Origin of the sequence: Nonomuraea sp. NEAU-A123 (genome assembly GCF_018603905.1) — a bacterium.
Lineage (GTDB): Bacteria > Actinomycetota > Actinomycetes > Streptosporangiales > Streptosporangiaceae > Nonomuraea.
The window spans coordinates 636937-647227 of the sequence record NZ_JAHFZZ010000005.1 but is presented as its reverse complement, the minus strand read 5'-3'; the positions used below and the strand labels follow the sequence as shown (position 1 = coordinate 647227).

The following is a 10291-nucleotide window of genomic DNA, read 5'->3' as shown; positions in this document are numbered from 1 at the left end:
GATCAGAATGACCTGGTCTCCAGATGTGTGTCAAATCTCGGCCAGCGTGGCGTTCGCGACCTTGTTGATCTATCCTTCAGACAGGTCCGGGTGGTGTCAGGCGGGCAGGCCCCAGCGGGGCTGACTCGGCGCCGTCACCGGCCGGATCATCGCGTCGCCCCGGGCCTGGATCAGCACCTCCTCCCCGCGGCGCAGATCGAGCTCGAGATCGCCGCCGGGCAGCGTCCGCCAGGGCACCTTTCTGCCGTGGGAACGTACGGTGAACGGGCCGTCGATGCCGGTGCGGACGCGGCAGGGCGCCCCCGCCAGCGAGACCAGCCGCACGAAATCGGTGCGACCGCCGCGACGGGCGGCCGAGAGCAGGAACGCGCCCTGCGTCAGGAAGTCGTGCACGGTCACGTCGGGCCACGCGGCCGGTACGGCGGGCAGGACCCTGATGACGCCGTCCCAGCTCTGGCAGATCATGTCGTGCATGGACTGGGCGGCCGACAGCGGCGTCTCGATGACCGGGCCGCTCTCCTTGTACATCGTGTTGGGCTGGACGAAGCGGCGCAGCAGCTCGTCGAGGTAGAAGCGGGCGTCGTCGCCGCGCGACATCTGCGCGGAGATCGAGGCCGCGCCGGTGAAGCTGTAGCCCTGCAGGGCGCCCTCGAAGCTGATCCAGTGCTTGAGCGACTTCTCGATCAGCTCGCGCTGGTTCTGCTGCTCCCAGGTGAGCAGATACAGGGGATAGATCATCAGGAGGTGGGAGTAGTGCCGGTGTGACTTGGCGAACGGCGCGCCCGCTCCGATCATGAAACCGTTCTCGTCCACCGGGTAGCCGGCCAGGTTCGCCAGCACGTCCTGCCACTTCGGCAGCAGCGGGTCCCGCACGCCCAGCAGGCGCGCGGACTCGACCAGCGTCCGGCAGCCCCAGCGGATCAGCGCCAGGTCGTAGTTCGTGTCCAGCGCGTTGACCCCGTACTCGGGCGAGAACGTGGCGGGCAGGTGCAGTTTGCCGTCGGCGCCCGGCGCCAGGAAGTGCAGGTAGTAGGTGATCGCCCGGCGCAGCAGCGGGAACAGCACGTCCCGTACGATTCGGGCGTCCATCGTGTGCCGGTAGGACAGCCAGACGTTGTGCAGCGCCCAGGTCAGGTTGCCGACCTCGGGGACGGGTGTGTCCTGGCCGGGGACGCCCACCGGGTAACCGCTGTTGCCGATTCCGGCACCGTTGTCGAGCGTCATGTCCGTGGTGCGCGGGATGCCCGCCGAGTCCTCGGGGAACGTCACCTGGTCGATGAGGCGCTGCCGGTACTGCGACAGGCTCCTGGTGACCGCGTCCAGCTCCAGGTGGTTCGACCCGTGGATCAGCCAGTATTCGAGCTGCACATTGAGGTTCCACCAGGTCGCCGGCCACGGCGTCGGCTCCAGCCACGGCCCGGAGGTCGCCATGGGCGGCGCGTCCCGGCGCGCGGCGGCGGCCACCTTGTAGAGCTGGATCCAGTAGAAGCTCTGCATCCGCTGGTCCGGCACCGACAGGAAGCTCTTGCGGTAGTAGCGGTGCCACCAGTGCCGGTGGTCGGCGGCCAGCGCCTCGATGGGCAGCCGCGCGGCCGAGCGCACCGATCCGACCGCCTTGTCGGCGGCCGTGTCGCCCGGGAACGACCAGGCGACGGCGGCGTAGAGGGTACGGTGCCGGCCGCGCCGTACCTCCTGCCAGGCCGTCGCGTGCCCACCGCCGGCCACCAGCGGCTGGGTGATCAGCTCCAGGTCGGCGTGTCGGGTCACGGCCGGCGCGGGGTTGGTGGTGTAGCCGGGCGGGGGCGGCTTGTTGAAGATCGGGTTGGCGCGGGGGCTGATGGCCTCCTCGGGGTGGAAGGTCCAGCGGAAGTCCCGCTCGCCGTCGCTGGGGACGACGTCGACGGCCAGCACGGAGCGGTCGTTGTGGATCAACGCGCTGATCTTCAGGCTGCCGGCGGCGGTGGTGATGGTGCCGGTCAGCTCGGCGTTCCACAGGTCGAGCCGCCAGTCGACGCCGGTGATCGCGCCGGCGGGCTCCAGCGTGAGGTGGCCGATGGGCAGGCGGGCCAGGCCGAACAGCGCGCCGTACTCGGGACGGTGGTCCTGAACCTCGCTGTGCTGCACGTTGAAGCGCACGGCATTGGCGTCCTGCTGGGCGTAGATGCCGGAGCCGAGGAAACCGTTGCCCAGGAACGGCCCTTCGTACCAGGTCTGCGGCATCCGCTGCCACACCAGGTCGGCATCGGCCAGGAAGCTCTGCCAGTCGATCTCGTCACGGAGCAGAGGGGGACCACCCAGGGCGCCGAGCGCGGGGGCGGCCAGCGCGGAGCCGAGCAGTGCGCGCCTGGACAGTTCGCTCATGCCACGGTGCCCCTCATCGTAGATAGATCGGATGTGTTAGGCACCCATGACGGTATTTGCGCCCTAGATCGCGGTCAAGGCCCTGTAAAGATCCGAGGGTCTCAAACCTGCAACCGTTTGCCGCTCGGCGTTGACGCCATGTTACGGCCCAATTAACGTCCTGAGTTAAGTATTTTGCCCGGTTCATGGACGGACACCCCCGCATGAGTACTCTCAGCAGACGAGGATTCCTCCAAGTCGGCGCGGCCGCCGCGACTCTCGCGCTGACCGGCTGCGCCGGAGGCGGAAGCTCGGGTGCCAGCCTCCAGTTCGCCTGGTGGGGCAGCACGGCACGCCATACCGCGACGCAGAAGGCCATCGACGCCTTCAAGAAGAAGAAACCCGGTGTCCAGATCAAGACCCAGTTCTCCGGCTGGGACGGGTACTGGGAGAAGCTGGCCACGCAGACCGCGGGCGGCAACGCCCCCGACGTGATCCAGATGGACTACTCCTACCTCGGCGAATACGCCAGGCGCGGCAGCCTGCTGGACCTGGGCCCGTACGTCGGCAAGGGCCTGGACCTGTCCGGCTTCGAGCCCGACGTGGTGAACGCGGGAAAGATCAACGGCAGGCAGTACGCCGTGAACTTCGGCATCAACTCCATGGCCCTCATCGTCAACAAGAGCCTGGCGGCCGAACGCGGAGTGGAGATCCCCGGCACCTTCACCTGGCCCGAGTACGGCGAGCTGGCCAAGAAGCTGGCGGGCAAGGGCGTCTTCGGCACCGAGGACGGCGCCCAGGACGGCGGCGCGCTGGAGAACTGGCTGCTGGAGCGGGGCAAGATGTTCTTCACCCCCGACGGCAAGCTGGCCTACGACGAGAACGATCTCAAGGAGTGGTTCACCTTCTGGGACGGTCTGCGCAAGGCCGGCGCGGCCACGCCGCCGGAGGTCCAGGCCACCGCGCTGGGCGACGTGCAGAACAGCCTGGTCGCCACCCGCAAGGCGGTCATGGACTTCGCCTGGTCGAACCAGCTCACCGCCTACATGTCGCTCACCAAGGACGAGATCGGCATCCACACCTTCCCGACGGGCGACAAGCCGGGCCAGTACTACAAGCCCTCCATGCTCTTGACCGTAAGCGCCGGGAGCAAGGCCAAGGACGACGCGGTGGCGCTGGTCAACGCGCTCGTCTCGGACGTGGACGTGGCCGCCCAGCTCGGCTCCGAGCGCGGCATCCCGCCCGCGGCCGCGATCCGCACCGCGCTGCGGCCCAAGGCGTCGCCGTCCGAGCAACTGGTCTACGGCTACATCGACTCGATCAAGGACAAGATCGGCCCGCTCCCTCCACCGCAGCCGCTCGGCGCCGGTGAGCTGCACAACAAGGTGCTCATGAACATCAACCAGCAGATCGGCTTCGGCAAGCTGACGATCGATCAGGGGGTGTCCCGATTCTTCGAAGAAGCCGGACGAGTGCTCAAGTAGAGGGACGTTCGGCCTACCTGTTTCTGCTGCCGTGGTTCGCCGGCCTGCTGCTGCTGACCGGCGGGCCGATCCTGGCCTCGCTGGCGCTGTCGTTCACCGACTTCGACCTGCTCACCCCTCCGTCCTTCGTGGGGCTGGACAACTACGCCAGGATGCTCACCGACGATCCGCACTTCGTCAACGCCGTGCGGGTCACGCTGATCTACGTCGTCTTCTCCGTGCCGCTGTCCGGCGCGTTCGCGCTCCTGGTCGCGGTGCTGCTGAACCGGCCCATGCGGGGCACCGGGGTGTACCGCGCCGCCTACTACCTGCCGTCGCTGCTGGGCGGCAGCGTCGCGGTCGCGATCCTCTGGCGGCAGATCTTCGGGGCGGACGGCCTGATCAACGATGGCCTGCGACATTTCGGGATCGTGGGGCCGAGCTGGATCTCCACTCCCCAGTACGCGATCTACACGCTGATCGTGCTGCACGTCTGGCAGTTCGGCTCGCCCATGCTGATCTTCCTGGCCGGGCTGAAGCAGATCCCCGCCGAGCTGTACGACGCCGCGGCGGTGGACGGCGCCGGACGGGTGCGCGCGTTCTTCCGCGTCACGCTGCCCATGCTCAGCCCGATCATCTTCTTCAACCTGGTCCTGCAGACGGTGAACGCCTTCAAGGCGTTCACCCCCGCCTTCATCATCAGCGGCGGCACCGGCGGACCGGCCGACTCCACGCTGTTCTACACCCTGTTCATCTACCAGGAGGGCTTCGGGAACTTCCGGATGGGCTACGCCTCCGCGCTGGCCTGGGTGCTCCTCCTGGTGACCGCGGCCTTCACCGGACTGGCCTTCCGTTCCGCGAGGTACTGGGTTCACTATGCCGACTAGCCGTCGCTGGGCCGTCCACCTGCTGGTCGTGGTGGGCGCGCTCGTCATGCTCTATCCGCTGTTCTGGCTGATCAGCGCCTCGTTCAAGCCCAACGACGAGATCTTCGCCGATCCCGGGCTGGTGCCGGAGACCGTGGTCGCGGACAACTACGCCACCGGGTGGACCGCGCTGGGCGTGCCTTTCAGCGGGTTCTTCGCGAACTCGTTCCTCATCGCCGGGGCGGCCGTGATCGGGAACGTGATGTCGTGCTCGATGGCGGCCTATGCCTTCGCCCGGCTGAGCTTCCGGTTCAGGAAGCTCTGGTTCGCGATCATGATGATGTCGATCATGCTGCCGATCCACGTGCTGATCGTGCCGCAGTACACGCTGTTCAAGTACCTCGGGTGGATTGACACGTTCCTGCCGCTGATCGTGCCGAAGTTCCTGGCCGTGGACGGGTTCTTCATCTTCCTGATGGTGCAGTTCATCCGATCGCTGCCGCGCGAGCTGGACGACGCGGCCCGCATCGACGGGTGCGGGCCCATCCTGGTGTACTGGCAGATCATCCTGCCGCTATCGCGGCCCGCACTGATCACGACCGCCATCTTCACCTTTATCTGGACGTGGGACGACTTCTTCAGCCAGCTCGTCTATCTGAGCGATGTGTCCACCTATACGGTGCCGCTCGCGCTCCGGGCGTTCCTCGATTCCAGCGGCGGCTCCTCCTGGGGCCCGATGCTCGCGATGGCGGTGCTGTCGCTGGTCCCGATCCTGGGCTTCTTCCTGATCTTCCAGCGTCGCATCACCGAGGGCATCTCGACCACGGGCCTCAAGGGCTGAGGTGGGGCGGACCGCGTCCAGCGGTCCGCCACACCGGCGTTCTCAGCGGGCGCAGGTCGTCAGGCCGGGCCGCCAGCGGCAGGCGATGGCGGCGAAACCGCCCTCGGCCGGGACCTCGACGGCCAGCGTGCCGCCGTGTACCACGTGCGCCTCGCGAACGAGACCGTCGGCGCCGTCCCTGGTCACCTCCACGAGCCAGCGCCCCCGCAGGAAGCCCGTCGGCACCTGGAGCGTGCGGGCCGCCCCGGAGACGCCGGCGCCGATGAACCAGCGGTCACCGCTGCGCCTGGCCATCACCGTGTGGTCGGCGGGCCTTCCGGACAGCAGCCGCGTCTCGTCCCACACGGTGGGCACCTGGTCGAGGAAGCGCTCGGCCTCGGGCCGCGCCCGGTAGGCCTCCAGTGACCCGGCCAGGTTCGTAAGCCCCGACTCGAACACCACTGACAAGGCCAGCTCGTGAGCGTCGGAGGTGGGCCGGCTCGGCCGCTGGAAGGCCATCGGCGTGTAGTCCATCGAGCCGATCTCGTTCCTGGTGTACGGCAAGGCCGCCAGGTGGCTGGTGGTCAGGTTCGAGGACTTCTCCGCACCGTGCACCCCTTCCATGCTCATCACGTGGGGCCAGGTCCGGTTGATCCCCTTGGGCACGGTGGAGCCGTGGAAGTTGACCATGAGCTGGTTGTCGGCCAGGTCGCGCAGCGTCCCGTCGTACCACTGCAGCCGCTCCTGCGCCTCGGAGTCGATGAAGTCCAGCTTGACGCCCTTGACACCCCATTGGCGCAGCAGTCCGAAGCGCTGGACGCGCTTGTCGTGGGTGTCGAAGTCGGAGAATCGCAGCCACACCATGATGCCGACTCCGTGGGTCCTGCCGTACTCGACGAGCTGGGGAATCCAGGTGAAGTCGGCTGTCCGATCCGTCCAGGCCCGCTCGCCGGTGACCGGATCGTCGTACCAGCCGGCGTCGACCAGCACGTACGGCCAGCGGTGCTGCGCGGCGTAGTCGACGAACTCCTTCTGACGCTCCAGGCTCTGCTGCACGCTCCGGCCACCGGCCAGCCAGCTCCAAAGCACCTTGCCCGGCTTGATCCACGAGGTGTCGGCGAGCCGGGAGCCGGGCGCGAGGTCGTCGACGAGGGTGGATTCGGTGACGGTCGTGAGGTCGCCCGTGACCATGACCCGCCAGGGCGTGGTCAGGCCGTGGTCGTAGGGCACCCGCGCGTCCCAGAGGGCGATCTTGTAGGTGCCCTGGTCGCTTACCAGGTGGGGGCCGGTGTAGGAGCCGTTCAGCGCCGATTCGGCCAGCAGGAGGTAGTTCTGGCCGACCCCGAACAGGGCGGGCAGCTGATATTCCGCCGGAGGGACGTCGGCGTACTGGATGAACGGGTTCTCGTAGTCGCGGCGATGCCCGGCCAGCCAGGCGGTGGACCCGGCCGGAACCGCGAACGCCGAGGCCTCGCCGAGGACGGCGCCCGCGCCGGGGAGCTCGTAGCGGTAGGCGACGCCGTCGCGGGCGGCTCGGACGACCAGGTCGAGCTTGACGTCGCCGCGGGTGAAACGGAAGCGGGTCTCGTTCATCACGGACAGGCGATCGAGGCGCTTGCCCGCCGTGGTGGAGTACTTCTCGACGGCCAGGCGGCTGGAGCGGCCGGTCAGGCTCAGGCCGGTGGTGAGGTCGGCCTGTTCCGTGGTGACGCCGAGCGGGCTGGGAGCCAGCACGGCCGCTCCGCCCCGCGACACGGCCACGGAGGGGCTGCCCTGCGGGTCGAGGTGGACGGTGGCGACGGGGCCGCCCGCGGGGGCCTTGACGGTCCAGGTGTCGGTGGGGGTGGCGGGAGCTGTCAGCAGTCCGGCCAGCAACGCGCCGGTGAGTATCACGTTCAACAGGTGCCTCCCGGGGGGCTGGGGTTGCAACCGATTGTAGCCGTAATTAACTTCTTCAAGAATTGAATTCGCCACGGTTCTTGACAGGGGCGGTCATGGGATTAGATCTTCTATCCTCGCGCGGCTGCTGCCGTACCACCGCAACGAGCAAGGGGTGATGATCGGCAACCCGGAGGAGGCGCTGTCCTACCTGCGTTTCTTCACCGACGGCAACATCGTGGACAACTGCGCCATCACCCCCAACACCATGTACCGGGAGGGGAGCAACCTGGCCATAGAGAGCCCGCTGGCCGCCGCCCAGTCGGTGCTCGACATGCTGGTCCTCGCGTAGTGAGGGGCGTACCGACTGGATCAGGATCCGCAGTGAGGCGGGCGAGCCACTGCGGCTCCAGGACGGCATCACGGGCCCGTTCGAGGTACGCGACGAGCGCGGCAACCGCCTCCCCTACCGGGGGGACGGACACGATCGAGCTCCGGCTGCGCAGAGGTGCGACGGCGCTCATCACCAGGCAAGGCCGAAGCCCCTCAAGGCCACGAGACGTCCCGGCCAACGGCAGCGCGCCCGCCTGGGGACTCCCCTAACCGGACGGGGACCGCCGCCCGCGAGATCAGCGCAGGAAGGGGAGGAGGTGATCGAGGAGGGCGTCGGGGCACTCCTCGGGAACGTAGTGCCCGCAGTCGGGGAGCACGACGCTGTCGAGCCGCTCGGTCACGGGGCCGAGGAGGGCGGCGAGGCGTTCGCCCTGGCCGCGGGCTCCGGCGACGCCGAGGACCGGCGTGGTGAGTGGATGCCGCTTGCGCCGGTTGTTCTGGGCGATGTTGTCGTCCGTGGCCCGGTAGTAGTCGAAGCTGGCGCGCAGCGCTTCGGGGTCGCGGGCGAGGGTCTCCACGTAGAAGCCGACCGCGGACTCCGCGAGCGGCCGAGCGGCCTTGTTGCGGAACTGGTCGCCGTAGTAGATGTGCTCGCGGCCACGGACGAGCAGTTCGTTGACGGACCGCTTGCGGTTGAAGGCGATGCGCGGTCCTGAGGGGTTCCGGCTCGGCAACGAGATCCTCGCGTTCCGTTTCGTCGCCACGCTCTCGGAGCGGCGCGGCGCGCCAGTGGAACGGCTCGCCACCCCGGCACACCTGCGAGCCTGGCTCACCGCCAACGGAATCGGCGACGGCACGGACCCGCCGGTCTCCGACGCCCTCCTGCGGGACGCCCGCGACCTGCGCGAGGCCATCCACCGGGCCGGCACCTCCATCGCCGCGGGCGGCGTACCGGATCCGGCGGACGAGGAGCTGCTCAACCGCTGGGCCGCGCGTCACCGGGCCCGTCTCATCCTCACCGGCGGGCAGGCGCGATGGCAGCTCCCCGGCACCGACCGCGTGCGCGCCGCGCTCGCCATCGTCGCGCTGGACGCCGTCGCGACCCTCGGCGGCCAGGGCGACGGTGTGGTCAAGCGCTGCGAGCAGCGCACCTGCGGAGGGCTCTTCGTGGACGCCAGCCGCGGCCGGCGGCGGCGGTGGTGCTCCATGGCGACCTGCGGAAACAAGGTGAAGAAGGCCAACCTCAAGGCGGCACGAGATGGCGCCGAGGAGGGACACCCCGGCGGAGCCGAGCTATAGTCAGGGCACTTGCCGGCGGCCGGGCAGAGGTGATGGGCATGTCCCTGGGCGATCTCTACGACCCGCTCCGTGCGCACCACTTCGATCCCTATCCCTTCTACGCGAGGGCACGGCGGGAAGAGCCGCTGTTCTTCTCTCCGGTGATCGGCGCCTGGGTCGTGACGAAGATGGCCGACGTACGCACGGTCCTGCGCGATGGGCGGACCTTCTCCTCGGCCAACACCCTGCGGCCGTACACGCCGTTCCCCCCGGCGGTCCTCGAGGAACTGGCCAAGGGCTTCCCGCAGCGGGAGGCTTTCATCACGATGGACGGCGAGGCGCACCGGCGATTACGCGCACCCGCGGCGGCGGCCCTCTCCCCCGAGCGCGTCACCGCGATCGAGCCGTACATCACCGAACGGGCCTCGCGCCTCATCGATGGTTTCGCCAAGGACGGCCACGTCGACTTCATGGCGGAGTACGCCAACCGACTCCCCGTCGACGTGACCGCCCGGCTGGTCGGCTTCGCGGAGGAGGACAGCGAGGCGTTCGGGGACGACAGCCGTGCCGCGGCGGCCATGGGGATGGGGCATCAGTTCAGGTCGGACGAGGAGCGGATCGAGTGCGCCCGGGCCTGGGTCCGGTTCCAGCGGCTCATCATGCGGTACGTGACCGATCGCCGGGCCGCGCCCCGGGACGACCTGATCAGCGACTACATCGCCGCGTACGCCCCGGGTGACGCCTCCCTCACCGCCGAGCAGGAGGCGGGACTCGTCGGCCTGATCCTGGGGGTCGCCCTGCCGGGCCACATCACCACCTCGGCGCTGCTCGGCAACGGCCTGCTCCGGCTGCTCTCCCAGCCCGACCAGTGGCGGCTGCTCCGCGAACGGCCCGACCTCGCGCCGAACGCGGCCGAAGAGATCGCCCGCTACGACACCCCGACGCACATCTTCCTGCGGGTGACGACCACCGACACCAGCCTCGGCGGACGGGACTTCCCCGCCGGCACCGAGATCGCCCTCTGCCTGGCCTCCGCAAACCGTGACGAGCAGGCCTTCGAACGGGCCGAGGAGTTCGACATCACCCGGCCTCCGCAGGCCAACGTGGTCTTCGGCCAGGGCGCCCACTACTGTCCCGGGGCCGGCCTGGCCCGCCGCCAGATCGAGATCTCCCTGCGCCTGCTCGCCGAACGCCTGCCCGATCTCCGTCTCGTACCGGACCAGCGGATCGACTACCGCGGCACGCTGGACCACCGAGGCCCGCTCGCGCTCCAGCTCCAGTGGTGAGCACCCGCCGCCCGGCCATCCGTCCGA

At 68.9% G+C, this 10291-nt stretch carries 9 protein-coding genes; 6 read left to right on the top strand and 3 right to left on the bottom strand.

The annotated features are described in order from the left end of the window. Nucleotides 1–96: 96 nt before the first annotated feature. Complete coding sequence (locus tag KLK06_RS18735) at nucleotides 97–2361, bottom strand: glycoside hydrolase family 95-like protein (RefSeq protein WP_214636752.1); 2265 nt, start codon at nucleotides 2359–2361, stop codon at nucleotides 97–99. Between the two features lie 203 nt (nucleotides 2362–2564). Here KLK06_RS18735 and KLK06_RS18730 point away from each other — a divergent pair, with 203 nt between their 5' ends. Genes KLK06_RS18730 through KLK06_RS18720 form a run of 3 tightly spaced genes read left to right on the top strand, consistent with a single transcriptional unit; the run spans nucleotide 2565 to nucleotide 5510 of the window. Next, a complete protein-coding gene (locus tag KLK06_RS18730; protein WP_214636751.1) occupies nucleotides 2565–3824 on the top strand; it encodes an ABC transporter substrate-binding protein in 1260 nt (419 codons plus the stop codon). Continuing rightward, complete coding sequence (locus tag KLK06_RS18725) at nucleotides 3791–4690, top strand: carbohydrate ABC transporter permease (RefSeq protein WP_214636868.1); 900 nt, start codon at nucleotides 3791–3793, stop codon at nucleotides 4688–4690. The genes KLK06_RS18730 and KLK06_RS18725 overlap by 34 nt, the downstream gene beginning before the upstream one ends. After that, a complete protein-coding gene (locus KLK06_RS18720; RefSeq protein WP_214636750.1) occupies nucleotides 4680–5510 on the top strand; it encodes a carbohydrate ABC transporter permease in 831 nt (276 codons plus the stop codon). The genes KLK06_RS18725 and KLK06_RS18720 overlap by 11 nt, the downstream gene beginning before the upstream one ends. Before the next feature lie 42 nt (nucleotides 5511–5552). Here KLK06_RS18720 and KLK06_RS18715 read toward each other — a convergent pair whose 3' ends face one another. Continuing rightward, nucleotides 5553–7382 (bottom strand): glycoside hydrolase family 97 catalytic domain-containing protein, encoded by a 1830-nt coding sequence (locus tag KLK06_RS18715; protein ID WP_308168330.1) that lies wholly within the window; start codon nucleotides 7380–7382, stop codon nucleotides 5553–5555. A 163-nt stretch (nucleotides 7383–7545) separates the two neighbouring features. On the opposite strand from KLK06_RS18715, the gene KLK06_RS18710 reads away from it, so the two are divergent. Further along, complete coding sequence (locus KLK06_RS18710) at nucleotides 7546–7719, top strand: hypothetical protein (protein ID WP_214636748.1); 174 nt, start codon at nucleotides 7546–7548, stop codon at nucleotides 7717–7719. Nucleotides 7720–7996: 277 nt separating this feature from the next. On the opposite strand, the gene KLK06_RS18705 is transcribed toward KLK06_RS18710, so the two are convergent. Continuing rightward, entirely contained in the window at nucleotides 7997–8434 is a 438-nt protein-coding gene (locus tag KLK06_RS18705) for an alpha/beta fold hydrolase (protein ID WP_214636747.1), read from the bottom strand. Here KLK06_RS18705 and KLK06_RS18700 point away from each other — a divergent pair. Both KLK06_RS18700 and KLK06_RS18695 read left to right on the top strand, forming a co-directional pair. Next, nucleotides 8403–8999, top strand: coding sequence for an ABATE domain-containing protein (locus KLK06_RS18700; RefSeq protein WP_214636746.1), 597 nt, complete (start codon nucleotides 8403–8405; stop codon nucleotides 8997–8999). The genes KLK06_RS18705 and KLK06_RS18700 overlap by 32 nt on opposite strands. A gap of 38 nt (nucleotides 9000–9037) precedes the next feature. Beyond that, complete coding sequence (locus KLK06_RS18695; RefSeq protein WP_214636745.1) at nucleotides 9038–10264, top strand: cytochrome P450; 1227 nt, start codon at nucleotides 9038–9040, stop codon at nucleotides 10262–10264. Nucleotides 10265–10291: the final 27 nt, after the last annotated feature.

What these genes read in the sequence shown, in the direction of transcription:
- KLK06_RS18700 (WP_214636746.1), top strand. Translation starts at nt 8,403, where the DNA reads ATGCGCGGTCCTGAGGGGTTCCGGCTCGGCAACGAGATCCTCGCGTTC.
- KLK06_RS18735 (WP_214636752.1), bottom strand. Translation starts at nt 2,361, where the DNA reads ATGAGCGAACTGTCCAGGCGCGCACTGCTCGGCTCCGCGCTGGCCGCC.
- KLK06_RS18730 (WP_214636751.1), top strand. Translation starts at nt 2,565, where the DNA reads ATGAGTACTCTCAGCAGACGAGGATTCCTCCAAGTCGGCGCGGCCGCC.
- KLK06_RS18720 (WP_214636750.1), top strand. Translation starts at nt 4,680, where the DNA reads ATGCCGACTAGCCGTCGCTGGGCCGTCCACCTGCTGGTCGTGGTGGGC.
- KLK06_RS18710 (WP_214636748.1), top strand. Translation starts at nt 7,546, where the DNA reads ATGATCGGCAACCCGGAGGAGGCGCTGTCCTACCTGCGTTTCTTCACC.
- KLK06_RS18695 (WP_214636745.1), top strand. Translation starts at nt 9,038, where the DNA reads ATGTCCCTGGGCGATCTCTACGACCCGCTCCGTGCGCACCACTTCGAT.